Source organism: Parabacteroides sp. CT06, assembly GCF_002257605.1.
In the GTDB taxonomy this organism is placed as follows: Bacteria; Bacteroidota; Bacteroidia; order Bacteroidales; family Tannerellaceae; genus Parabacteroides; species Parabacteroides distasonis.
Genome location: NZ_CP022754.1, coordinates 2,287,542 through 2,311,515, shown reverse-complemented (window position 1 = coordinate 2,311,515; position 23,974 = coordinate 2,287,542). Strand labels below are relative to the sequence as shown.

Here is a 23,974-nt window from a genome sequence, read left to right as displayed (position 1 = left end):
AGAGGCAGAAAAATCAAAACAGTTTCTTTGTCAATATTATATAAATACATATTTTTATATAGACATTAAAATAAGGTTATTTGCCTTATCCACAACAGATGTATCTAAAGAGCTAAGATAAATTCGGGTGGTTTGTTCCGAATTATGTCCCAATGCTTTACTGATGACAGATAGAGGGACATTTTTACTTTGGGCAATACTGGCCCATGCATGGCGCGCGACATAAGTAGTAAGCGGGATATCCAAACCAATCTGCTTGCCAATCTGCTTCAGATTTCTATTGATACGATGAGCCGCATTCTGGTATTGATGCCACTCGTCCACACCATTGTTTCGAATAACCGGTAGCAAATAGGGTGTATCAAAGGTATCATATTTATCGATGAGTTCCTGCATGGTTTTTTCCCTTTTGATAAATAACTGCTGACCTGTCTTATTTCTCCGATAAGCAAGAATCCCATTTTGCAGGTCTTGCTTTTTTAAAAATGCCATATCTACAAAGGACATTCCACGTGTATAAAAGCTGAATAAAAAGATATCCCTGGCGAAGACCAGTGATTTTTTCGTCAATTTTAAATCTCGTATTTCCCGGATCACATCCAAAGAAACAGCACGTTTCTTTGTTTTATCAATACCGGTATATACATGCTTGAAAGGATTTTGCTGGGTAACAAAACCCTGTTCCACCGCACGGTTATAGATAGCTCTGAGATTACGCATATAATAGGAACTGGTATTTGGACAAATACCGGTTCCTTTAAGCCAACTTTCATAGGCTATCATCAGATTGGAGTCCATGGCTTCCAACGGGATGTCTGCTTGGTCATTCAAAAAGCGTTCAAAACTGCCCAAGGCGTTCCGATAGGTATCGGCAGTACGTACTTTTCCTATTTTCTTCAATTCAACCAACAATCCTTTCCCATACAAAAGAAAGGTATAACTTCCTTCATGAGTAGAGTAAAGTTTTACGATGCGGTCGGCTGTATAAGGTTTATTTTCCTGTTTCAAACGGTTGATACATTCTTTTATTTTGAACAGATCTGTATCAATGTGCTTTTTCAATGCTGTCAGATAGAGTCTTCGCTCTTCATTCTTTCCAGCCGAAACATTTATTCGTTTCAAAACTGTATTCCACTCGTTCGGGAATAGCCTATAACCGGTACGAAGTTTCCGTACCTCACGATGATGGATTATTTGATAATGTAGAGTCCCTTCTTTTTGGATGGTAGAAGACGGGCGGAATTTTACTTTTATACTAGTCATATGCATTCAGATTTAAATTTTATATAGAGTTTATAAACAGACGAACTAACCACATGCGTTTCAATCTGTTTTGTGATTTCAGATGAATTATAGTTAGATATGCAAAAAGCGACTCCGGAGTTTTTACAGGGATGGTTTGGCGGAGTTTTCGCCGTTAAACCGTCCGGTTTTCGTTAAACGAAAAAACAAGACTACAAAACAGAAGAAGAAAGCATAACGGTGTAACTGATTCATTTACAGAAATAAAAGTCTTTTATAGTCCTTTCCTGTCCGACATTGGTTTGGCAGAATAAAGCGGATAAAGGCAAACGTTCCGTTTCTTATCCGTTACCCATTTCAGGGAGTGAAAAGCGGTGCAGAACGTTGTCCGAAAATGACCGGGAAAGTCCTTATTTGTCTGTGTTTCACATTGTTCTAAAACTCACGAAAGCAGTAATTTTACAAACTTAAAAATGAGTGATTATGAACAACGAACTGAAAGTGTCCTTTTACATCAAAAGGGAAAAGAGCGCAACCAACGCCTGCGGCATTTATCCGGTGATTGGCAAAATCATTGTCGGCGGTACGTTAGCCCAGTTCAGCAGCAAGCTGAAAGTCGATGAACGCCTGTGGGATGTCAAGTCAGGACGTGCGACCGGAAAGAGCAGGCAAGCCGTTGAGCTGAACCGGGCGATAAACAGGATAAACCTTGCCATTCATGCCAGCTACAAGGACATCTTGAAGCGGACGGGCAAAGTCACAGCCGTGGAGGTAAAGAACGCCTTTCAGGGTGTCGCAACCGCACAGACGACTGTCATTGCCCTGTTTGAGGAAATGATGCGGGATTTCAAGGCGAGGACGGGCATAGACCGGGCGGAATCGACTTACAAGCAGTACGAGGTGCTGCACGACCAACTGAAAGACTTCCTGAAAATACAGTACCACGCAAGCGACATACCGTTTACAGAACTGGACTTGCCTTTCATCGAATCTTTGGACTTCTATTTCAGGGTAAGGCGCAAAATGAAAGCAAGAACCGTCAAATCAAGGCTCGTGCTGTTTAACAAAGTCGTCCTGCTGGGATAGTAAAAAGAAAGAGAATTTGAAAGCTGAAATCAGCAATTTGATAAATACATAAGACTATGCACATAGACTTTGCCTCGCCATCGAACGGAACATATAACAATGCAGGCAGTAGCCGACAGTTGGCAAATTACCTCGAACATGAGGATTTAGAAAGGATAGAAAAGGGTATCTATACCGAAGGATTTTTCAATCTGACAGATAATAATATCTATAAATCAAAGGTCATAAAGGATATAGATACAAATATCGGCCAACTCCTAAAAACAGATGCCAAGTTTTATGCTATCCATGTCAGCCCATCGGAAAAGGAGCTTCAAGTGATGGGTAACACAGAGCAGAAGCAAGCCGAAACTATGAAACGTTATATTCGTCAAGTGTTTATACCTGAATATGCTAAGAACTTCAATAAAGAACTATCCGCTTCGGATATAAAGTTCTATGGTAAGATTCATTTTGACCGTAGTCGTTCGGAAAATGAACTGAATATGCACTGCCATTTGATTGTGAGCCGGAAAGACCAAGCCAATAAAAAGAAGCTATCACCATTGACTAATCATAAGAACACCAAGAATGGAGCAATAACAGGTGGCTTTGACCGTGTGAATCTGTTCCAGCAGACAGAACAGGGATTTGATAAACTGTTCGGTTATAACCGACAACAATCCGAATCGTTTGATTACCATAACACAATGAAGAACGGTTCTATCTTCGAACAACTTGATTTACAGGCACAAACCTTTATTGGCGAAAAGAAAAAAGATACATTCCAACCCAGTGAAAAAGAAAACAATATTTCTTGCAATCTTGATAGCAAGATACAGAACAAACATTCTTACAATCAACAAAATAACAATGGCGGTGATTCTTTGTTATCTATCTTTTCGTTAGGTGATGGCAACAGTTATAATGCTATACAAGCAGAGGAATTACAAACACAGAGACGCAAGAAGAAAAAAAAGAAAAGACGTCAGCTGTAATTCTGTACTCTAATAAGTAAAATGATAAAATTATAGCTTATATACTTAATTAAACCAATAAAATTTCTTTTTACTACATAATATGAACGTCCATACTATTTGAAAAACGAAGTGATCAACAAGTTCTTAACTGTTTATGCTCAACCTCTTGTTTTTTACATTTCTTTTATTATATTTGCAGAATAACCAATAAATTTAATTCAAATGGACAAATATACTCACAAAAATCAAAAAGAACAATCAAAGAAAATCAGATTGTACAATATCGCTATCTACCCAGAAGAGTGTCAATCCCCAGAAAGATACACTGAGTTATTTAAAGCAGTAAAAGAAAAAAAATCCGTATAAACACATATTCAGATAAAAATACAAGGATAAGGACTTTGTATGAGCATGATGGATTAATCTATGGTTCATTAATTAACTATACAAAACTAAATGAAGAAGGGTGGTTTAATGAGGAAACAGAAGAAATTGAAGATGTAAATATCAATCCTAATCTAAATCCCAACTCAAAAGAATGGGAATATTTCTTCTTGCCACAAGCACATCGTTTAGCAATATTTGAAGATGCCAATACATCTTCATCCCAAATAGCCTATTTTTTTGAAGATGCATTAAATAAAGTTACAGATAAGAACAAAGGTGAGAATGTAAAAGTTAATATTGTAGCAACAGAGGATGCTATTGAAAAGATCTTTAATGCAGTGCAATTAACCAATTTAGAAATCAAAGTATCATATACAAACAATGATAATAATGATGAATGGGAAGCCATCATAGACGAGCAAATGAAAGAAAGCGAAGTATCTGTCGTTTCAACAAAAGTATCAGGGACCAAAAAGAAACCTATAAAATTAAAGAAAAAAACTTTTTTAGGTGGTATGTTGAAACTTAGTAGGGAAAACGGATATGCCAAAGCTACCGCATATTTTGATGGGAAACGAGATGTTATTAACACGAAAGAGCATCCTTTAATTGATGAGGTTCGATATGAAAATGAAGATTCTCTGTTAGATAAAATAAAGAGTCGTATATTATCATTATCAAAAAGACATGAGTAAGAAAAAAAGTACAGGCTGGAAAATAGTATGGGAAATATACCCTTTCTGCAATTTATGTAAAGGATGTATTAAGCCTATAATATTAACAGCCTTAACACTAATTCCACTTCTATTTTCAAAAAAAACACCTTTTGAACACATAGAAATAGTAAGCACTTTAATCACAAGTGCTTTTCCTAGTATTATAGGATTTGTGCTAACAGGATATGCTCTTATTATTGGATTTAGTAGTTCCGAAATAATAAGTTATTTGGCGAAAGACAGAAATGAGAAAAAATATTCACTATTTCAAATTGTAAATTCAACATTTGCTATAGTAATGGGTGCTATTATTTGCACTTTTTTATATGGGACTTTTTGTCAATTCATTCAAAAGGCACAAGTACCATTCCTATTTAGCAAAGGATTTGATTGTTTTAATTACTTAGTCCTTTTCTTATTGCTTTTTTCTCTCTATTATTCTATTTGCTCATTATTAGACATCGTTATTAATATTTTCAACTTGGGTCAATTTGCAAATACTCTTGCGAAAAGAAAGTATCAAGAGAATGAAAATAAAAAAAACATCACTGTAAAGAAGAAAAGTTTTTTTGAGAAAATAATAGATTGCCTTTTTACAAAGAAAACACATGATTAAAAATAAAACTTTATCATGCCTATTATTTGTAATATATAAAGCCTTAAAGATTGCCTTACAATTTTTGCAAAGTATCAGAAATTTTCTATCTTTGCCCTCAGTATTCTCCATGAGCAAACTACTGCAAAAGCAAGTAACAAATTAGTGGGATAAATCATGGGATATGCTTGAAGCAAGAAATATAAAGTTTTAAATATCAGCGTGGTAACTCAACAAGGAGAATCCCAGGCGGATCACATAAGAACAAAGCCAAACGGCGACAAAAAAGAGACAAGTCCTACAATATCAACGTATTGTAGGACTTTTTTTATTGTTTCAGTCTTGCTTAAAAGACAAAAAAGGGGCACGAAAAGACACGGTTGAGTATCCAAATCGTACCCCCTTCCCCAAAAAACGATTAGGGGGTACGATTGTCGGAAATCACTATCTATGCAGAAGGTTTCAATCTCTGTATTGATTTTAGATATTATCATCTGAAACCTGTTTTACTGTGATTTTTTTATTAATGGTGGTTGAATTCAGTTGTTTACTTGAATACCTTTCTTCCATTTAAGAATAGCAAAGCAATACAAAAGTCATTCTGTAAAAGTATTTCAAAGTCCAAAACAGATACAGACACGATTTTTGTATATTTGCAGGATACAGATAACACCTAACAAGTATGAAAAAAGAAATCCTATATCAAGAAATAGCGAGAACTATTGCCTGTCAAATTAAGAAAGGCGTGTGGAAAGCTGGTGAGAAACTACCTTCTTTACGCACTATTAGCAATGAAAATGGTGTAAGTCTTAATACGGCAATTCAGGCATATTATGAATTGGAAAAAGACGGATTTATAATATCACGCCCAAAATCAGGGTATATTGTCAATTACAAACCCATACGCCTATCTGTTCCAGCGACAACACAACCGTCTGTAAAGCCTGAGAGCAAAGAGGTGGTAGATTTGATTGCTGACGTATACAGCTCGTTAGAAATAGGAGATAAATCGATCACTCGATTTTCATTAGGAATGCCCGAAGATATTTTATTACCAATTGCAAAACTTAATAAAGAACTTATAAGAGCTATGCAGGCACTTCCGGGTAATGGAACCCGGTATGATGAAACACAGGGAAATATGCGATTACGTAAATCTATAGCTCGTTTTACGTATAGTTGGAAGGGAAACTTGACAGAAGATGATATAGTGACAACTGCCGGAGTTACTAATGCGGTTGCTTTAGCTTTATCTGTAATTACTAAGGTAGGAGATACTATTGCGGTTGAAAGTCCGGTCTATTTTGGAATGTTACAATTAGCCAATAGTATGGGGTTACGTATATTGGAATTACCTACCAATCCAGTAACAGGGATTGATCCAGATGCGCTGAAAAAAGTTTTACCACAAATTAAAGCTTGCCTGCTTATAAGCAACTTTAATAACCCATTGGGAAGTTGTATGCCTGATGAACATAAAAGGGTAGTTGTTGATATGCTGGCCGGATATGATATACCTTTGATCGAGGATGATTTATATGGTGATTTATTTTTTGGAAATTCACGTCCTAAGCCCTGCAAGGCTTTTGACAAGAAGGGGCTTGTTTTATGGTGTGGTGCGGTATCTAAAACATTAGCGCCGGGGTATCGGGTAGGATGGATTGCTCCCGGCAAATTTAAACATGCTATTATTCGCCAAAAGAATATTCACCTTATTTCTACGCCTGCGCTTAATCAAGAAGCGGTTGCCAATTTCATGGAGAATGACAGATACGAAAACCATTTACGTAAACTGCGACAAGAATTATACGCAAACAGTATTCATTTTGCCCATTCCATCATGGATTACTTCCCCGAGAATACAAAAATTGTTACTCCACAAGGAGGATTTATGCTTTGGGTGGAATTAGACAAACAGATTGATACAACAGAACTTTATTATCGGGCTATGCAGCGAAAAATAAGCATAGCCCCCGGACGTATGTTTACATTACAAGAGCAATATACCAATTGTATGCGTTTAAGCTATGGACAACGATGGACTCCACTTCTTGAAGAACGCTTAAAACAATTGGGGGATATAATTAAAAATCACTTTAACTGATGTATGTATTCTTTTAGTACTTCCCCTATTACTTGAAGTCCTTTCATGATTCTATCTTCTGGCATATTAGAGTAATTTATTCTAAAAGTATTTTCTTTGTGCTCAACAGGATAAAATGAACTGCCGGGTACAAAGGCTATTTTCTGTTCAATGCATTTTTGCAGGATGTCATGCGCTGAAATATTTTCGGGTAATTCAATCCAAGTAAATAACCCGCCTTGAGGATGAGTATATTTTATGTCATTAGGAAAATAGCGTTCAATACATTCTAAAGCTATATCTCTGCGTTTTCTGTAGACTTCTACTATTTTGCTAATATGCTCATCAATATCATATCGTTTTAGATATTCGGCAATAGTCATTTGAGCTATTGTGTTACACTGCAAATCAGTGCCCTGCTTAACTAACACATACTTGCGGATAATATCTTTATCACCTGCAATCCACCCAATCCGAAAGCCCGGACAAAAGATTTTAGAAAAACTACCAGTGCATAAGATATTACCTACCTTATCAAAAGACTTTATAGAGGGTAAAGACTCTCCTTCAAACCTTAATTCTCCATAAGGGTTATCTTCAATAACAGGAATATCATATAAAGCAGATAGTTCAGCCAGTTTTTTTCGTCTTTCCAAACTCCATGTTTTTCCAGTGGGATTTTGAAAGGTTGGTATTACATATATTAGTTTTATATTTTGAGTATTATTCAGTACCTCTTCCAAAGTAGCCATATCCATGCCTTCTTCATCTGTTGGAATTTCAATGAAGCCACTCCCATATGATTTGAATGCGCTAATTGCTGCTAAATAGGTGGGGCTTTCACACAATACGATATCACCATCGTCCAGAAATACTTTTCCGGATAAATCTAATCCTTGTTGCGAACCGTGAGTTATAAGAATATTATCCTTATCGAACGATGTCCCTAAGCGTTCATTCATTCGTTTGGCAATCCATTCACGTAAAGGATAATACCCTTCAGTAGTCGTATATTGAAGAGCTTTTGCTCCTGCTTCTTGCAAAACGACCTGATTCATTTTGTTAATTTCATCTATGGGGAATAGCTCAGGGGCAGGTAGTCCACCAGCAAATGAAATAACATCTTCCCGTTCTGTAACTTTGAGTATTTCTCTTATTTCCGAAGCCTTTATATAAGACATTCTTTTGGCAAATTTCAACTTCATAATCATTAAATATATTTGAAAACTAAAATAATGCAAAGTAAAGCATAATAGATAAATGAGAACAGATACAATTTGCACAATATCAGCGGGTACAGATTTTCGGAACCAAGTATTATCCCGATTGTATCGCCTACCGAAAGAATTAAACGGACAGTTATCAATAGAAAGACAGGACTGATACTTGCGTCGACGATTGTTCTAGCCGAACCTCAATTAACCAAGCGTGAGAAAGAAATACTAATATTAATTCGGTAAGGTTTTCTGAGCAAAGAGATCGCTTATAAGCTAAATCTTAGTATTTATACGGTAAATAATCACCGAAAGAATATATTGGCAAAGCTAAATGTAGATAATGCGATCGAAGCTATCAATAAGACGGAAAATTTCGGTATTCTCTATTGATTACGATATCCAATCCAAACCACTAGCTAATATTGATATGATTGCGGTTATATTTCATCCTCTGGGGCTGAATCCATTTGTGCGATGCGCTATGAGTGAATTATACAATCATTTTTCTGCGGAAAAAGTAGTGCGGGTATCGTATGTAAAGAATACCCGCACTTTCTATTTATTTTGAAAAACGTAATTTTATAGTTCAAGATTCACTTCATTCATATTGATTTCAAGAGAGCGCCGCTATACCTGTTCCTATCAAGTTTGCGTTATTCATATTGTTGATATGGATTTCTATATCCGCTAATGCGGATTCATTAAGGAGTTCTTGTAATTTCTCCAGAACAAGAATGTTATAGTTTTTATCTTTTCTATTCTCGCTCCAAAATAGACTGCCTTCGGCTACTAGACAGATTTTTTGTATATCTTTATTATATGATCTCAGTAACTGAATAAGGCCCAGTAGCGATGCGGCGACTAATTGTGCTGATCTGTTGTAGATCCAATGAGCTACATCTACATATACGTCCTTGTGAATATCCGGATAGTTCATGATAGCGGTCAATTTTTTGGCATCGAATTTATTCTCAAACTCATCCAAAGGGAAAGCCGCTTTCAATATATCGCCTAGATACATACCCGAAACCGCTTTCTCAAATCGCTGTTTTCCAAGGCTGCCTGAAATGGCGTCAACCGTATCATCGACTGTCGTGAGGAATGGAGGATGGAAGTTACCCGACTCTAGGTTGACAGGGACTAAGCCTTGTATATTATAGCTCGGATCTAATTTCTTTATTTTATCCGCCGGAATGAATGTGGCCATGTTGGTGCCTGTTCCTACGATCAGACCGATATAGGCGTCATAGCTATTGTCGGTTAGGCCGGCAAACAAGCTGGCGATAGTATCGTTTAATACTTTAATACCTGTAAATTTGATTTTACAATGTTCGTTTAGGTAGTCGAGAAGTGGTTTGCCAACTAATTGCCCTACCATTTCTTTAATGTCGACTCCTTTTGTCCAACGTAACAATTTGGCGTCTCCACTGAGTACGGATTCTGCTGGATAAGAAAAACAATAGCCGATTGGCATTTCCTCATCCCGTTTTATCCCGACAATCATATCGGCTAATTCTTTAAATAGCTCCTCACGAGTATATCCCGGTGATTTCATGATCGACATGTCTTTTTTCCACCCATTGTTGGGATGGATGGTTGGTGATCCTTGTCCAAGATCGACGGTCGCTACTCTATAGTTGGTTCCTCCTAAATCGAGAACCAATGCTTTTCCATTAATATCAGAGGTTTTGGGAGAGATAAAAGTCGGTATGCATTGTATCTCCGCATTTTCATGTTTTAATCCCTCTTCAACCTTTTCCTGAAATGAACTGGCTATCTCTTTGAGTTGGTCATTTTCTAACCAGAAAATATTTTTCTCCATAAGATTGATTTTTTGATTTTGAAATATCCTTGTTAGTGAATAACAATTTAGAAAGGGATTTGACTATCCTTATTGGTTGATTAAGTTAAGGGGATAAATTTCGGATACTGTAAAATTTGTTGTGTTAAATTTAAATTTTGTATAAACAAAAGGGTGACGATGTCTGTTTAAAACACCAAACAGATGATTTTATTTATTAATCTAAATTAAGATATATGATACCGAAAGTGGAGATAGAAGCAGGCAAGGCGGATTTAATCCGTGAGATTTTAGGCGTTAATGATTTGCAGGACATTAACTTACTTGATGAGTACCGTGATATATTTATAAAATCACAAAAGTCTGCGTATGAGAATGAATCTGTTAATGATATTAATTGCACGGATTGAATTTTGCGAGAAGAATGTCTTATATACAGGGCATAGGATGAGAATATATTATTCAATATTCTGTTTACTAGTACATTACAGTTTCTTTGTATTTCTTTCTTAGGAAACTACAGTTTCCCGCTAGGATAGAAACTGCAGTTTCTTCTAGGGGAAACCGGAGTGTCTTTTAGGCTCGGTTTGTGTAAACGATAAGGAAAATCTACTACTTATCATTTACGGCCTTCCCATATTCCTCATCACTTACCGGCTCAAGCCAAGTGTTTTTATTGGTTTGGGGATTACATTCTACGGCGATATGCGAAAACCAACTGTCCGGTGAGGCGCCGTGCCAATGCTCTACGTTTGGTGCGATTTCGACAACATCCCCGGGTAGTAAACGACGGGCGCTTTTACCTCGTTCTTGATAATAACCCACACCACCTACGGCGATGAGTATCTGCCCTCCTGTATGCGTGTGCCAGTTGTTTCGGCAGTTAGGTTCAAACGTTACGTTAAACATTGGTACGTTTAAATCCTTATTGCTTGTTAATGGCGCTAGCCAAGACTTCCCCGAGAAATATTGTTCAAACCCGGTGTTTTCATTTCCTGTAGGGAATTCACTAATTTTTGGAATTTCAGTTTTCATTTCTTGTGCGTTTATATTGCCAATAGAGATTAATGTGATCAACATGGCAATGGTTATTTTCTTTATATTCATATTTGTTTTCTTGATTTTATCCATATCACAAAATTATTTAAGATATTCCATTACTTTTGTATACCAATTACTGATAAGTGTAACAGAATTACTGATTTTACAATCTATAGAATCTTGAAGTTGATGGCTTTTAAACAAATATAGGGGAAATCTCAAATTGGCGAGATTGGACAATTGTCAGTCTGTTGGGATTATGTATTTTTGTCATCATAAGAATCTATAGGATGAAGCCTGATACGGAAAACATATATCAACGGAAAATCAATCAAGTAATTGATTATATCAATGCGAATTTGCATCTCCCTTTACGACTGGATATAATAGCCGGGCAAGTAAACGTGTCCGAGCGGCAGCTACTACGTATTATGAAAGGAGCCTTGAATGAGTCATTATATGCTTATGTGGCGAGGCAACGTGTAGAGCGAGCGGTTCTATATAGGCATACGGAAGATATGAGTCTGGCAGATCTAGCGAGTCGGGTAGGCTATGATAATCCCCAATCTTTCTCGAAAGCGTTCAAGAAACAATTCAGCGTATCTCCGAAAGCTTATATGGATAAGTTGCGAGTACGTCTGAGAGAAGAGACCGAGAAGTGGAGTAATGCTTCGGTCGGGAAGGAGATTATTCCATCAGGGATGTTCGGTACGATTCGTTTGCAGAAAGGAAAATATGCGGTTTATACCTTAAAAGGTAGTTATGCGGGATTACAAGAACTATATAATACTATAAATATAGATTTCAATTATACCAAACGGCATGGAATGGCGTTTGAGGAATATGTGAGTTATTCGGAAGAGGATGACGATACCCAAGTGACAAAGATTTATATACCAATAAAATAAATTAGTATGGAAACAAAATTTTGCCAAAGCTGCGGTATGCCGCTGCAAAAGAATGAGGAGTTAGGAACGAACCATGACGGAAGCAAGAATGAGGAATATTGTTGCTATTGTTATAAGGACGGGGCCTTCACGATGGCTTGTACGATGGATCAGATGATCGATCATTGTGCCCAGTTTGTCGATGAGTTCAATAAAGATGCGGACTTTCATTATACGAAAGAGGAGGCCGTAGCGAATATGAAATTATTTTTCCCGACATTGAAGCGCTGGGCGGTGCGATAAGCCTCTATAAAAAGCGTCTATCTGCGCTTCGGCCTGCTGGATTAATTTCACTGGAATGCGGGGCTTCTTCTCGAAAAAGTCCATTTCTATTTGAATGGTGTTTTTTTTAATGGAGCGGCTCCAATTACCTATTATCTTTCCGTTATACAAGATAACTGGGTAGAAGGTACCGAATCGGTTGAACGCTTTTGGATGATGTTCTAGCGGCAATACGTCCGTGCGGTTTTTGTAACTGATCAAGTATTCATCGAAGGCGGGGAGGAGACGCAGTACAGGTTTGCTCTCATTTTTTCCTTTCCATGATTGGTGGATGAAATATTCACGGGAATCGAACGTCTCGGTTATTAACTCCGTATTGATCAGATTGATAGCGAGCCTACACTCGGTAGCGGTTAGCCCGGACCACCAAACAAAATCCTGTAACTGGGCAGGGGAGTGGCTTTGAAAATATCTGGATGCCAATCTCGCCAGAGCCTCTTCCCTGCAAAGTTCACGAGTAGGAGGGACACGTTCGTCCAATAAGGCGTAAGTCGTTTTCTTTCCTTTATCGATCCCGCTACAGACGATGCCTTCCACCTCACCCCATGTAAGGAAAAGGTTTACGTGATCTATGGTGGGCAAAATCCCGGATTTTTGCAATTCCGCCGTTACTTCTTGTTTGGTCAGGCTTTTGTATCCTTCCAGTATCTTTCCGATCTGATCTAGGCATCTTGTGAACAGCGTTTTTTCTATCTTCCCGAAATGTCCCTTGGCGTACGACATAACGGCAGCCTTGATACGCTCGGAAGATAGCATAAGCATCCAACGGATATCCTCGGCGGCCACGAAATGCCAAGTAGGACGCATCACATGGGTACGTAGAATATCACCTTTGTACAAAGCCTCATTTACCGTTTCAAGGGAAGAGGATCTCAAGCGAATACCGATCGCCCATTTGGCCATCTCATACTCCTGCGCCTGGATAGCGCCCATCCAAGAGACCAACTCTTTCGGGGACTCGAATCGGGGTTGTTCCAATTGTTGGCTAGCTACTCGTATATGTGTTATCATAATATATGAATATAAACGCAAATGTACGAAATAAAGCGTTAAACATCCCATAATCTTGAAGATATACTCATTCTTTTTGTACCTTCACGCTAGAAACAATTAGTGAAATTTATGACGATAGCGTATTTAAATGTGGCTACGGACCGGCAACACTTGGATATTCAAAGGGAAGAGATCTCTTCTTTTGCTGCGGCCAAAGATATCCATGTGGATAAATGGGTCATGGAAGTATCCGGAGAGAAAGCGAAACAGCCGGGACCAAAGTTAAAACTTGTTCTCGAACGCTTGAAGAAAGGGGATGCCTTGATCGTATCGGATATTACCCGTTTGTGTCTTACCTTATATGAGTTGATGGGGATACTTACCGTTTGCATGGAGAAGGACGTGACGGTCTATTGTATAAACGACCGTTATATATTCGATGACCGGATGGATCGCCAATTGATGATTAATGTCTTCAAGCAAGTAGACGAGATTGATCACAGTCTGGTTTCCATACGTACAAAAGACGCCTTGGAACAGGTGAAAAGTACGGGAAAGCGGTTGGGACGTCCTAAAGGCTCGGAATCCAAGTTGTTCTTCTTGGATGCCCATAAGGGGGAGATCATGAACATGTTGGAGCGGGGAGAATCGGTAGGATCGATTTGCGAGCATTTCAACGTCTCTAAGAATACTTTTTATAAGTATAGGAAGAAATTCTTCAGATCGTAAGGATTGGTTTTAATACCAATCCTTTCGTTTCATATATAGCCAAGTCAATACTCCGGTAGCTATCATGACGGCCCAAGCGATGAAATAACCGTAACGCCAATCCAATTCCGGCATTATCTTGAAGTTCATACCCCATACGCCCACCAAGAATGTCAAAGGGATGAAAAGGGTGGAGACAATCGTCAGCCGTTTCATGATGGCGTTCATCCTAAGATCGTTATTGGATATATAAAGATCGACAAGGGAAGAGGTGATTTCCCGGCAGCTTTCCGTTGTTTGGATAACGAATTGGAGTTGGTCTTGCAGGTCATTATAGATCGGTAGGATATCCGGGGTGATAATCCCGTTCTCTGTTCGTAATAGTTTTGAGAATTGATCTTTCAGCGGTAGGCTATTCTTACGGATAATCATGTACTCATGGCGGTGTTGTTGGATTAGGGAACCCATATTACCCTGATCGTTCTTAGGATCGAGCAAAGTCTCTTCTATATCCTCTAGTATCTCTTCTACCTTTGAGGCGGATTCTACTAGATTCGCTATGATGGTGTTTAGAAGGAAAGCGAGCAGCAATCCACTGCCTTTTTTCCGGATGTTCAGCATGTTGGATAGTAGCGCTTTATGAGCGGCCTCGAATACGGGGTTGTTGCTTTCCGTAAAAGTGATGACCGTATTGTTAGCTACCAGTATGCTGATGTGCTCAGACCGCATCTCGTTATTGACATCGTAATAGCAGGAGTTTAATACGATAAGCATTCGTCCTTTGTATTCCTCTACCTTGACCACGTGTTGGGGAGTCAAGATATCCTTAGCGTCCAGATTATGCAGTCCGAAATCTTTTACGATACGGGTAATGGCATCCGCATTGGTCAATCCGCTAACCTCGAACCAATTGATCTGATTCGAGTCGGTTAGTTTGCTGAAAGAGGTGTCGGTTATCCGCACCTCTTTCGTATGCAAAGATTGTTCGTTGTATTGAGTGAGACGGATGCCGGTTGCTGTCTCATGTTCGCCGGCGTAATAATACTTGTCCGATAAATGCCGGTTGGATATATGTCTTCTCCTGTGTGTATATTCATTCCGTCTCATAATAAGGATCTCTTTTTAATCAAACTCAACAACGGTGATACCGGCGCCTCCGAACTGCACATGCTCGTCTTGAAAGCGACGGACACCGGGAACCGTGCGCAGATAATCCCGGATTAGCTGACGTAAGATACCCGTACCGGTTCCATGTAAGATGCGAACCTTGCCTGCCCCGACTTGAATGGCGTCGTCGATAAAATAAGTCACGCTTTGCAATGCCTCATCGCCCCTCATTCCTCTCACATCGATTTCTTGCTTAAAGTTTATCTTCTTCTCATGCATATTGTCAGTGGTCTGGGAGCTGACGAACGTGCTTTTCTGGATTTCCCGTTTGATCTGGCCTTTGCTTACCTTTTCCAACTGCTCCAGCTTAACCGTGCTTTTGATCATCCCGAATGCTACTACGGCCTGCTTTCCTTGTAGTTCCATAACGGTTCCGGCGGAAACCTGCCCTTTAAGGCGTACATTGTCGCCGACCTCTATCACCTCTTTATTAAATATCGGCTGGGCCGTCACTTTTTGTTTCTGTTTCTTCCGTTCGTTCCGTTCCTTGAGCTTCGCCATCTTGCGTGCGATCTTATCGTCTTCTTCTTCGGTCGCCATGACGGAGTTCTTGAACTCTTCCAAGGCTTTGCGGGCCAGTTTGGTCTGTTCTTTTTCCGCTTGGGCCTCCTTGATCTCACGGACGGTATTCTCGATCTTGGCGTTAGCCTCCGCTAGAATACGTTGGGCCTCGGCCTTTGCCTCCCGGATGATCTCTTTCCGTTGCTTGTTTACGGCTTCCAAGTCTTGTTCATAACGGGAAGTGACATCTTCCAGTTTTTTCTCCTGCTGACGGATATTCTGCCGTTTGCTTTCCCAGTACCGTTTATCGCGTACGATATCTTGCAGGTATTTGTCCATATTGATATAATCCGCTCCGACGTTCGCGGAAGCGTCGGCTATCACGTCCTCGGGCAGACCGATCTTGCGTGCGATCTCTACGGCAAAAGAGCTACCCGGATTTCCGATAGAAAGCTTGAACAAGGGCTGCATCAAATGGCGGTCGTACAACATGGCACCGTTTACGATACCTTCCGTATCCTCGGCGAAATGCTTCAAATTCTGGTAGTGGGTCGTGATTACCCCAAAGCTATGATTCCGGTTGAAGCGATCCAATAAAGCCTCGGCGATAGCGCCGCCAATCTGGGGTTCCGTACCGCTACCGAACTCATCGATTAGGATAATGGTCCGCTCGTTACAATTCTTCACGAAATACTTCATGTTGGTAAGGTGGGAACTGTAGGTACTCAAATCGTTCTCGATGCTTTGCTCATCGCCTATATCGATGAATATATGCTCGAAGATCCCGGTTCTTGATCGCTCATGCAAAGGAATCAATAAACCACATTGCAACATGTATTGAAGTAATCCGACCGTTTTCAGGCAAACGGATTTACCACCGGCGTTCGGACCGGATATGATCAAGATCCGTTTTCCCTCGGTCAGCTCGATATCGAGGGGAACTACCTGCTTGCCCTGTTTCTGTAAAGACAGGAATAAGAGCGGATGCACGGCACGTACCCAATCCATTTGTCGCTTATCCTCCACGATCGGCTTGATCGCCTTGACTTGCTCCGCAAATAACGCTTTCGCACGAATGAAGTCAATGTCGGCAAGAAACTCGTAAGATTGTAGGATATCCGGAGCTAAAGGACGGATCACGTTCGTGAATTCCGTCAGTATCTTAATGATTTCCCGGCGTTCTTCCCCTTCCAGTTCCCGGATGCGGTTATTCGCTTCCACGACCACCTCTGGCTCTATAAAGACCGTCTTGCCACTGGCGGACTCATCATGTACGATACCTTTTATCTTTCGTTTGAAGGCCGGGGCTACCGGGATCATCAAACGACCGTCGCGCATGGTCGGTGTCACGTCCTTATCGACAACCCCGTCCGATTGTGCCGCACGGAGGATGGATTGCAGGCTGCGGGAAATACCGCTCATCGTGATCGTCATTTCCCTGCGGATTTGCGATAGGGTGGAGGAAGCACTGTCCTTGAGCTTGCCGAATTTATCGAGGATACTATCGATCTTTCCAATCAATTGGGGGAAGACAAAGATATCTCCCGCCAATTCAGTCAAGGCCGGATACTTGATTTCCTCATCGTCCATGGGCTTGAAGAAGCGTACGATGTCATTGATCGTTTGCAAGGAACGTTTGAGGTCGAACAACTCCCGTTCATCCAGCCAAGTACCTTCCGGCCGAATCCGTTTCAAGGAATAGCGCACGTCGAAGAAATAACTGGCGGGGAATTCCGTGTCTCCGTGTAGGATACGGATAAACTCATCGGTTTGTTCCAATCGCTTGGATACGACCTCGAAATCGGCGGAGAATCCCATCTCCGCTACCCGCTCTTCCCCGAGCGGGCTTAAACATTTTTCTGTGATTAAGTGACGGATCTTATCAAAGCCCGTCTTTTGTTCAAAATTTTGTGGATATATCACGTGTTTGTAAAATCTTTATTTGATCTCTACCGTCACTTCAGAGCGAATGGTAGGACGGATAATTACTTCTAATTTTGTCTTGCCACGCTTTATATTAAATGTACAGGCGTTGTTGCCGGACGGATTAATATAAGGGGCGAAATAGTATAAATAAGAGAACGCCGGCAAGTAATCGGAGCTTTGCGACGCATCCGCTATTTGGGGATATTTGAATACGTCCCAGAACATGCAATACTTGAAACCGTTCGCGTCCGTAAACATCGTCTTCGGATCACGATATTGCATCGTGTTCGTGATAAAGCGTTTGTAGGCGGATGAGAACTCCTCTGCCGAATGATCCATCTTATGGCGGCCGATCTTTTCTATAATGTCACGGGGACGGATGCCTGCCGCATAAGCGGGAGAGTTACGATCTACGTCAACCACTTGATCCAATTTATCGATATCGTAGCTGATCCCCGTATAATTATAGGTCTTCTTGCTCACCTTGAACGGTACGTTACGTCCGTATTTCGTGTATGGGTATTGCATACACATCAACGGGACATGCACCCGGGCGTATTCGTCTAAACGATAAGAGTCTTCCAGCAACTCGTTCGCCTCACATTCCCAGAGTACACGTCCGGGGATATCTTTTTGATCGATGATACGGATACCGAATTGCAACAGATATTCGGCTTCCGCTTCGGCGGCGGCGTAATTCAAGAACGGGAATTTCTCCATCTTACTGTGCGAGAAGTTGTACCGGTAAGTCGGTTCTTTTTCTACCAATACTTTATTCGCTCCCAGATAGTTCGGGTTCTTATCGAAAAAATAGAAAGTCTGTATCAATAAATCCGGCTTCGCGATATCAACCGTAAGTCCTTTTTTGGTCAACTCGTTCTCGATGCATTCGTTGATGACCGTTTCCAGTTTACGGTTATTCTCGTCGATGGTCGAGAAGGCGAATGTCTTGAAGTTACCGAAATCTACGCCGTCGGATGTGACGGTAGTCTTGAACGGGCATACGAATTCTTGCTCATTGGTTGTCTCCAAGCTATACATCGCATAGGCGGACGCCAGCTGGTCTTCCGTGATGGCGTTACTTTTCTTGCAGTCCTTCTTTACCAATACTTGTTTAGAAGGAGAGGAAAGGTTGCTGATAGTCAATAGGACATCGTTTCTTCCGGCGGGATTCAGCAGTTGAGGGATCTCGTCGACAGATACCTCCGTCACGGGTACCCCGTTGATCTCCTCGATCACGTCATATTTCTTAATACCTGCTTGCTCGGCGGATGAATAAGGGATGATACTTTTAATGACCGGCTTGTTGTTTCCCCAGTTCTTGCTCTGGCTGATATCGTATGTGAAGCCTAGTCGGCAGATGGATGTATTCCTGTTTTGGGCGGAAACCGTACAGACCGCCAATACTAATAGCAACGTTGATAAAATCACACTTCTCATCATATTCTGGAATTTTATTTACTCTAAAAATACCTGTTTCGTTTAAAACATAGGCAAAGGTAAAGATATTTTTGATGTGGTGGAATAGTTGGCAATATATTTGCTGCTATAATAGTGTATGAACTTGATATGGATGCTGTGTATATACTTTTTAAGGGTATTTATGTGGTACCGTATTTCGCTTACAATTAGTTAGTAATGAAAAAAATCAGATAGATTATGAGCAAGATGAATCCAAACGAGAAAAAAGAAAACGCTTCAAAAAACGAAAACGTGAATAATGAGGAAGCGACAAATTTGCAGGAAGAACAGTCAAATGCGGCAGATGAAGCTGCCGGCTCTGACAATGTGTCGGGTGAGGTGGAAGCCTTGCAAAAGAAATATAACGAATTGAACGATTCCCACCTGCGCTTGATGGCAGAGTTTGACAATTACCGTAAACGTACGATGCGTGAGAAGGCCGATTTGATCAAGACTGGCGGCGAGGGTGCGTTAAAGAACCTTCTTCCTATTATCGACGATTTCGAGCGTGCCTTGCAGAACGTCCGTGCGGCGGAGGATGTAGAGGCCGTTAAAGAAGGCGTGGACTTGATTTTCGGTAAGTTCATGGGCTATCTGTCTCAGCAGGGCGTGAAGCCGATCGAGGCCATAGGCAAGCCGTTCGATACGGAGGAGTTTGAGGCTATCGCTACGATTCCCGCTCCGGAACTGGACATGAAGGGCAAGGTATTGGATTGCGTACAAACTGGATATACCTTATTTGACAAGGTAATACGTCACGCTAAAGTAGTAGTGGGAGAATAATCGGAAAATCGGCAAATAACAAATACAAGGATGGCTAAAAGGGATTACTATGAAGTGCTGGGCGTTGAGAAGAATGCTTCGGCGGATGAGATAAAGAAAGCGTACCGCAAGAAGGCGATACAATTCCACCCGGATAAGAACCCGGGCGATAAGCAAGCGGAGGAGAACTTTAAGGAGGCGGCTGAGGCATACGACGTGTTGAGCGATCCGCAAAAGCGTCAGCGTTATGATCAATTCGGTCATGCGGGTGTCGGCGGGGCTTCACAAGGTGGCGGCTTCGGTGGTGGTATGTCCATGGAGGATATTTTCTCACAGTTCGGCGACATCTTTGGTGGACATTTTGGCGGTTTTGGTGGCTTCGGTGGTTTCGGCGGTTCTCGTGGAGGACGCCGTGTGAACCGTGGATCGGACTTGCGTGTGAAGGTGAAGCTGAACCTGAAAGAGATCGCTAACGGCGTGGAAAAGAAGATCAAGGTGAAGAAGTATGTGCCTTGTTCGCATTGTCACGGTAGCGGGGCGGAAGGCTCGGAGGGTGTGAAGACGTGTGATACGTGTAAAGGTAGCGGTGTCGTTACCCGTATCGCCAACACGATCCTAGGGCAGATGCAGACGCAGACGACTTGCCCTACTTGTGGTGGCGAGGGCAAGATCGTTGTCAAGAAATGTACGGAGTGTAATGGTGAGGGCGTCGTTCGCGACGATGAGATTATCACGATCAATATCCCTGCCGGTGTAGCCGAGGGCATGCAACTCTCCATGAATGGTAAAGGCAACGCCGCACGACATGGTGGAATCAACGGCGACTTATTGATCCTTATCGAGGAGGAACCGCATCCGGAGTTGATTCGTGATGAGAACGATCTGTTATACAACCTGCTATTGAGTGTTCCGCAAGCAGCCTTGGGAGCCACGGTAGAGGTCCCGACCATTGACGGGAAGGCGAAATTGAAGATCGAGCCGGGTACGCAGCCGGGTAAGGTGCTTCGTTTGCGTAATAAAGGACTTCCTTCCATCAATAGTTATGGTACGGGCGATCTGTTGGTGAACGTGAGTGTATATATCCCCGAGACTTTGTCGTCTACGGAGAAAGAGACGCTGAACGGATTGGAGAATTCACCGAACTTCCAGCCTAATAAGACGATGAAAGAGAAAATCTTCAGTAAGTTTAAGCACTTCTTTGATTAACGAATAGAAAAGACTACTGTGTTCGTGTGAGAACACTATAGTATTCGTGGATAAACACAGTAGTGTTTGAAGATGAATACTATAGTGTTTATCACCGGAATACGGTAGTCTTTTTTCATAAGTCCTAAAATGAGTATCCTATGAGAATATATACCCGTGGAGGAGATAAAGGAAAAACCGGCATACATGGCGGTGAGCGTGTCGATAAGGATGACATCCGTATCGAGGCGAATGGGACGTTGGATGAGTTGAACGCCGAGATCGGTATTGTCCGTACGTTGCTGCCTCCCGATCATGAATGGCAGGTGTTGCTGGGTAGGATACAGCGTGAGATGATGGCCGTGATGTCTCATGTGGCGACACCATCGGCGATCCGTGATCAGAATCCGAATCCGCTTCCCGATGATTTGACCGTCTTTTGTGAGTCCCATATCGATGATCTATCCGCCCAGATGGAGGATAACGGGTATTTTATCCTTCCGGGAGGCACACCTGTTTCGGCGCACCTCCAATTGGCCCGTACGATCACCCGCAGGGCCGAACGCCGCTTGTGGACATTGAATCGGAAAGACCCGGTTCCTGCCGGGATCATGGCGTTCGTGAATCGTTTATCGGATCTGTTCTTTACGATGGCACGTTATGACATGTTTCGTCAAGGGAACGCCGAGGAGCGTTGGCAATCCTTTCTGTATAAGCGGAAAAATAAATCCTAGAGGGCGATATCTTGCCATTTGCCTTTCACGAGCTCACGGGTGGACTTGAAGCCGGCTTGCTTTAGCAACTCAAAAACCTCCTTGCGACCGTCGTTCACCAAATCCGGATAATGGCAATCGGAGTTCACCATGACAGGGATATTCATTTTCCGCATCCGTGATAGGTATTCCACACGGGGGTAAAGCTCTTTTTTCTTGGTCCAGTTCTTGGTGTTGACCTCTACCATCAATTCTTTCTCCTGAACCAGATCCAGACAAGCCTCAAAAGGCTTCCGATACCAATCCTCTTCAAAATTGAAGATCTCGTATTTCTGTCCGTTCATATAGATCTTGTCGATATGTCCGACGATATCGATGCCTCCGGCCTCTATCATTTTCATCGTGGTATCGAAGAAACGCTTGACAAGCAACCGGACATCTCCCTCGAAATGCCGCTCCACGGAGTGGGCGTATTCCCTGAATGAGCCGTCTATACAGACCATGTTCTCTTCGGCCAGACGCTCTGATACGGGCAGGAAATGGATGGAACCGATCCGGTAGTCCAAGGGCAACTCTTGGAAATAGGGGATCGAGGCGTTATAGGTCTCGTCCAGATAATCAATCTCCAGACCGGCATATATTTCCAGTTGATCGCTGTATTTCTGTTTCAGTCGTTTTATCTCTTGCAGATACTCCGGCATATCGTCTTTAGACATATTCCAGAAAGTCTCGAACGGAAGCGGCGAGTGGGAGGAAAAACCGTACGCACGGAACCCGTGTGTTATGGCGAATCTCACGAAATCCTCCGGAATACTTCTTCCATCACAAAAAGTACAATGACTATGGTAGTTACTGAGTTGCATGATTGTTCTTAGTGATTAAAAAGCCACATCCAGATCATCTTGCCCGGATGTGGCCTTGTATGATGAATGAGAGAGGTGTTATTTGATAACGCCTAGCTCTTTTCCTACCTTGATAAACGCTGCGATAGCCTTGTCCAGATGCTCAGTCTCGTGGCCGGCGGACAATTGTACACGGATACGAGCTTGTCCCTTCGGTACTACCGGGTAATAGAAACCGGTTACGTAAATACCCTCTTCCTGCATCTTGGCGGCGAAATCTTGAGACAACTTAGCGTCGTACAACATAACGGCGCAGATAGCGGATTGAGTCGGCTTGATATCGAAACCGGCTGCCAGCATCTTGTCGCGGAAGTAGCTTACGTTGTTCATTAATTTCGTATGTAAAGCGTCGCTCTCCTTCAACATCTTGAACATCTCCAAGCTTGCGCCTACGATGGCCGGAGCCACGGAGTTGGAGAACAAGTAGGGGCGAGAACGTTGGCGTAACATATCGATAATCTCCTTCTTTCCGGTCGTGAAGCCACCCATGGCACCACCGAACGCCTTACCCAGCGTACCCGTGAAGATATCTACACGTCCGTAAACATCAAACTGCTCGGCTACGCCATGACCCGTCGGGCCTACGACACCGGCAGAGTGAGACTCGTCCACCATAACCAATGCGTCATATTTCTCGGCAAGCTCGCAAATCTTGTCCATCGGAGCGACATTGCCGTCCATGGAGAACACGCCGTCCGTGGCGATGATACGGTGACGTTGGGCCTGCGCCTCTTGTAGGCAACGCTCCAAGTCCGCCATATCGGCGTTAGCGTAGCGATAACGTTTCGCCTTGCATAAACGAACACCGTCGATGATAGAGGCGTGGTTCAAGGCATCCGAGATGATAGCGTCTTCCTCGCCGAACAATGGCTCGAACAAACCACCGTTAGCGTCGAAACATGCGGCGTAAAGGATCGTGTCCTCAGTCTTGAAATAGTCGGAGATGGCTGCTTCCAATTGCTTGTGCAAATCCTGCGTTCCACAGATGAAACGAACGGACGACATGCCATAACCGTGTGTATCCATGGCTTCTTTCGCGGCCTTGATCAGTCGTTGGTTATCGGACAGGCCAAGATAGTTGTTGGCGCAGAAGTTTAAAACATCACTTCCGGCATTTACTTTGATGTCGGCTCTCTGCGGCGTAGTAATGATACGCTCGTTCTTGTATAAACCAGCGGCTTTGATGCCTTCAAGTTCATTTGTCAAGAATTCTTTAAGTTTTCCGTACATAAAAACTTCGTTTTTTATTAGTATTTAGATGTGAGTAGTAGCTTCGTTGTCAAAGCGACAGACAAAGGTC

General features: G+C 41.9%; 22 protein-coding genes and 1 pseudogene. 13 read left to right on the top strand and 10 right to left on the bottom strand.

The window, feature by feature from the left end:
- Window positions 1–54 precede the first annotated feature (54 nt).
- Window positions 55–1,263, bottom strand: a complete 1,209-nt coding sequence (locus CI960_RS10025; protein WP_005856611.1) for a site-specific integrase — start codon at window positions 1,261–1,263, stop codon at window positions 55–57.
- 462 nt (window positions 1,264–1,725) lie between these two features.
- Between CI960_RS10025 and CI960_RS10015 the strand changes: the two genes are divergently transcribed.
- From CI960_RS10015 to CI960_RS09990, 5 genes are all read left to right on the top strand, one after another.
- On the top strand, window positions 1,726–2,328 hold the full coding sequence (locus CI960_RS10015) for a phage integrase SAM-like domain-containing protein (protein WP_005856613.1): 603 nt from the start codon (window positions 1,726–1,728) through the stop codon (window positions 2,326–2,328).
- 56 nt (window positions 2,329–2,384) lie between these two features.
- Complete coding sequence (locus tag CI960_RS10010) at window positions 2,385–3,305, top strand: DUF5712 family protein (protein ID WP_005856615.1); 921 nt, start codon at window positions 2,385–2,387, stop codon at window positions 3,303–3,305.
- A gap of 383 nt (window positions 3,306–3,688) precedes the next feature.
- Window positions 3,689–4,369 carry a DUF4747 family protein gene (locus CI960_RS10005; protein ID WP_005856619.1) on the top strand — a complete coding sequence of 227 codons (681 nt, stop codon included), beginning with the start codon at window positions 3,689–3,691 and terminating at the stop codon, window positions 4,367–4,369.
- On the top strand, window positions 4,362–5,006 hold the full coding sequence (locus tag CI960_RS23620; RefSeq protein WP_005856621.1) for a hypothetical protein: 645 nt from the start codon (window positions 4,362–4,364) through the stop codon (window positions 5,004–5,006). The genes CI960_RS10005 and CI960_RS23620 overlap by 8 nt, the downstream gene beginning before the upstream one ends.
- Window positions 5,007–5,667: 661 nt before the next feature.
- The gene (locus CI960_RS09990; protein WP_005856628.1) at window positions 5,668–7,089 is read left to right on the top strand and encodes a PLP-dependent aminotransferase family protein; all 1,422 of its coding nucleotides are present in this window, start codon (window positions 5,668–5,670) and stop codon (window positions 7,087–7,089) included.
- On the opposite strand, the gene CI960_RS09985 is transcribed toward CI960_RS09990, so the two are convergent.
- Window positions 7,077–8,273 (bottom strand): PLP-dependent aminotransferase family protein, encoded by a 1,197-nt coding sequence (locus CI960_RS09985; RefSeq protein ID WP_005856630.1) that lies wholly within the window; start codon window positions 8,271–8,273, stop codon window positions 7,077–7,079. The genes CI960_RS09990 and CI960_RS09985 overlap by 13 nt on opposite strands.
- 117 nt (window positions 8,274–8,390) lie before the next feature.
- On the opposite strand from CI960_RS09985, the pseudogene CI960_RS23910 reads away from it, so the two are divergent.
- Window positions 8,391–8,675, top strand: a pseudogene (locus CI960_RS23910) (response regulator transcription factor); the annotation flags it as partial.
- Between the two features lie 223 nt (window positions 8,676–8,898).
- On the opposite strand, the gene CI960_RS09970 reads toward CI960_RS23910, so the two are convergent.
- On the bottom strand, window positions 8,899–10,107 hold the full coding sequence (locus CI960_RS09970) for a hexokinase (RefSeq protein WP_005856634.1): 1,209 nt from the start codon (window positions 10,105–10,107) through the stop codon (window positions 8,899–8,901).
- Between the two features lie 215 nt (window positions 10,108–10,322).
- Between CI960_RS09970 and CI960_RS23400 the strand changes: the two genes are divergently transcribed.
- The gene (locus tag CI960_RS23400) at window positions 10,323–10,496 is read left to right on the top strand and encodes a hypothetical protein (protein WP_005856636.1); all 174 of its coding nucleotides are present in this window, start codon (window positions 10,323–10,325) and stop codon (window positions 10,494–10,496) included.
- A 202-nt stretch (window positions 10,497–10,698) separates the two neighbouring features.
- Here the strand turns inward: CI960_RS23400 and CI960_RS09965 are convergent, their stop codons facing one another.
- Window positions 10,699–11,217, bottom strand: a complete 519-nt coding sequence (locus CI960_RS09965) for a cupin domain-containing protein (RefSeq protein WP_005856638.1) — start codon at window positions 11,215–11,217, stop codon at window positions 10,699–10,701.
- 200 nt (window positions 11,218–11,417) lie between these two features.
- Here CI960_RS09965 and CI960_RS09960 point away from each other — a divergent pair, with 200 nt between their 5' ends.
- Complete coding sequence (locus CI960_RS09960; protein WP_005856640.1) at window positions 11,418–12,035, top strand: helix-turn-helix domain-containing protein; 618 nt, start codon at window positions 11,418–11,420, stop codon at window positions 12,033–12,035.
- A gap of 6 nt (window positions 12,036–12,041) precedes the next feature.
- Window positions 12,042–12,317 (top strand): zinc ribbon domain-containing protein, encoded by a 276-nt coding sequence (locus tag CI960_RS09955; protein ID WP_005856642.1) that lies wholly within the window; start codon window positions 12,042–12,044, stop codon window positions 12,315–12,317.
- Here the strand turns inward: CI960_RS09955 and CI960_RS09950 are convergent.
- Window positions 12,279–13,367 (bottom strand): winged helix DNA-binding domain-containing protein, encoded by a 1,089-nt coding sequence (locus CI960_RS09950; RefSeq protein ID WP_036628933.1) that lies wholly within the window; start codon window positions 13,365–13,367, stop codon window positions 12,279–12,281. The genes CI960_RS09955 and CI960_RS09950 overlap by 39 nt on opposite strands.
- A gap of 111 nt (window positions 13,368–13,478) precedes the next feature.
- On the opposite strand from CI960_RS09950, the gene CI960_RS09945 reads away from it, so the two are divergent.
- Window positions 13,479–14,078 carry a recombinase family protein gene (locus CI960_RS09945; protein ID WP_005856646.1) on the top strand — a complete coding sequence of 200 codons (600 nt, stop codon included), beginning with the start codon at window positions 13,479–13,481 and terminating at the stop codon, window positions 14,076–14,078.
- A gap of 9 nt (window positions 14,079–14,087) precedes the next feature.
- On the opposite strand, the gene corA is transcribed toward CI960_RS09945, so the two are convergent.
- From corA to CI960_RS09930, 3 genes are read right to left on the bottom strand one after another with little or no spacing between them, the layout of a single operon-like run.
- Window positions 14,088–15,164 (bottom strand): magnesium/cobalt transporter CorA, encoded by a 1,077-nt coding sequence (gene corA, locus CI960_RS09940; protein WP_005856648.1) that lies wholly within the window; start codon window positions 15,162–15,164, stop codon window positions 14,088–14,090.
- Between the two features lie 15 nt (window positions 15,165–15,179).
- Window positions 15,180–17,648, bottom strand: a complete 2,469-nt coding sequence (locus tag CI960_RS09935; RefSeq protein WP_005856650.1) for an endonuclease MutS2 — start codon at window positions 17,646–17,648, stop codon at window positions 15,180–15,182.
- A 15-nt stretch (window positions 17,649–17,663) separates the two neighbouring features.
- Complete coding sequence (locus tag CI960_RS09930; RefSeq protein WP_005856652.1) at window positions 17,664–19,094, bottom strand: DUF4136 domain-containing protein; 1,431 nt, start codon at window positions 19,092–19,094, stop codon at window positions 17,664–17,666.
- 216 nt (window positions 19,095–19,310) lie between these two features.
- On the opposite strand from CI960_RS09930, the gene CI960_RS09925 reads away from it, so the two are divergent.
- The 3 genes from CI960_RS09925 (at window position 19,311) to CI960_RS09915 (ending at window position 21,793) form a co-directional block, all read left to right on the top strand.
- Window positions 19,311–19,895: a nucleotide exchange factor GrpE gene (locus CI960_RS09925; RefSeq protein WP_005856655.1), complete on the top strand. Its 585-nt coding sequence runs from the start codon at window positions 19,311–19,313 to the stop codon at window positions 19,893–19,895.
- 30 nt (window positions 19,896–19,925) lie between these two features.
- Window positions 19,926–21,080 (top strand): molecular chaperone DnaJ, encoded by a 1,155-nt coding sequence (gene dnaJ / locus CI960_RS09920; RefSeq protein WP_005856657.1) that lies wholly within the window; start codon window positions 19,926–19,928, stop codon window positions 21,078–21,080.
- Between the two features lie 140 nt (window positions 21,081–21,220).
- Complete coding sequence (locus tag CI960_RS09915; RefSeq protein WP_005856659.1) at window positions 21,221–21,793, top strand: cob(I)yrinic acid a,c-diamide adenosyltransferase; 573 nt, start codon at window positions 21,221–21,223, stop codon at window positions 21,791–21,793.
- Here CI960_RS09915 and CI960_RS09910 read toward each other — a convergent pair.
- Complete coding sequence (locus CI960_RS09910; RefSeq protein ID WP_005856662.1) at window positions 21,790–22,635, bottom strand: histidinol-phosphatase; 846 nt, start codon at window positions 22,633–22,635, stop codon at window positions 21,790–21,792. The genes CI960_RS09915 and CI960_RS09910 overlap by 4 nt on opposite strands.
- A 78-nt stretch (window positions 22,636–22,713) precedes the next feature.
- Complete coding sequence (gene kbl, locus CI960_RS09905) at window positions 22,714–23,904, bottom strand: glycine C-acetyltransferase (protein ID WP_005856664.1); 1,191 nt, start codon at window positions 23,902–23,904, stop codon at window positions 22,714–22,716.
- Window positions 23,905–23,974 lie beyond the last annotated feature (70 nt).

Coding starts and splice junctions, on each gene's coding strand:
- CI960_RS10025 (WP_005856611.1), bottom strand. CDS start 1,263: ATGACTAGTATAAAAGTAAAATTCCGCCCGTCTTCTACCATCCAAAAA.
- CI960_RS10015 (WP_005856613.1), top strand. CDS start 1,726: ATGAACAACGAACTGAAAGTGTCCTTTTACATCAAAAGGGAAAAGAGC.
- CI960_RS10010 (WP_005856615.1), top strand. CDS start 2,385: ATGCACATAGACTTTGCCTCGCCATCGAACGGAACATATAACAATGCA.
- CI960_RS23620 (WP_005856621.1), top strand. CDS start 4,362: ATGAGTAAGAAAAAAAGTACAGGCTGGAAAATAGTATGGGAAATATAC.
- CI960_RS09990 (WP_005856628.1), top strand. CDS start 5,668: ATGAAAAAAGAAATCCTATATCAAGAAATAGCGAGAACTATTGCCTGT.
- CI960_RS09985 (WP_005856630.1), bottom strand. CDS start 8,273: ATGAAGTTGAAATTTGCCAAAAGAATGTCTTATATAAAGGCTTCGGAA.
- CI960_RS09970 (WP_005856634.1), bottom strand. CDS start 10,107: ATGGAGAAAAATATTTTCTGGTTAGAAAATGACCAACTCAAAGAGATA.
- CI960_RS23400 (WP_005856636.1), top strand. CDS start 10,323: ATGATACCGAAAGTGGAGATAGAAGCAGGCAAGGCGGATTTAATCCGT.
- CI960_RS09965 (WP_005856638.1), bottom strand. CDS start 11,217: ATGGATAAAATCAAGAAAACAAATATGAATATAAAGAAAATAACCATT.
- CI960_RS09960 (WP_005856640.1), top strand. CDS start 11,418: ATGAAGCCTGATACGGAAAACATATATCAACGGAAAATCAATCAAGTA.
- CI960_RS09955 (WP_005856642.1), top strand. CDS start 12,042: ATGGAAACAAAATTTTGCCAAAGCTGCGGTATGCCGCTGCAAAAGAAT.
- CI960_RS09950 (WP_036628933.1), bottom strand. CDS start 13,367: ATGATAACACATATACGAGTAGCTAGCCAACAATTGGAACAACCCCGA.
- CI960_RS09945 (WP_005856646.1), top strand. CDS start 13,479: ATGACGATAGCGTATTTAAATGTGGCTACGGACCGGCAACACTTGGAT.
- corA (WP_005856648.1), bottom strand. CDS start 15,164: ATGAGACGGAATGAATATACACACAGGAGAAGACATATATCCAACCGG.
- CI960_RS09930 (WP_005856652.1), bottom strand. CDS start 19,094: ATGATGAGAAGTGTGATTTTATCAACGTTGCTATTAGTATTGGCGGTC.
- CI960_RS09925 (WP_005856655.1), top strand. CDS start 19,311: ATGAGCAAGATGAATCCAAACGAGAAAAAAGAAAACGCTTCAAAAAAC.
- dnaJ (WP_005856657.1), top strand. CDS start 19,926: ATGGCTAAAAGGGATTACTATGAAGTGCTGGGCGTTGAGAAGAATGCT.
- CI960_RS09915 (WP_005856659.1), top strand. CDS start 21,221: ATGAGAATATATACCCGTGGAGGAGATAAAGGAAAAACCGGCATACAT.
- CI960_RS09910 (WP_005856662.1), bottom strand. CDS start 22,635: ATGCAACTCAGTAACTACCATAGTCATTGTACTTTTTGTGATGGAAGA.
- kbl (WP_005856664.1), bottom strand. CDS start 23,904: ATGTACGGAAAACTTAAAGAATTCTTGACAAATGAACTTGAAGGCATC.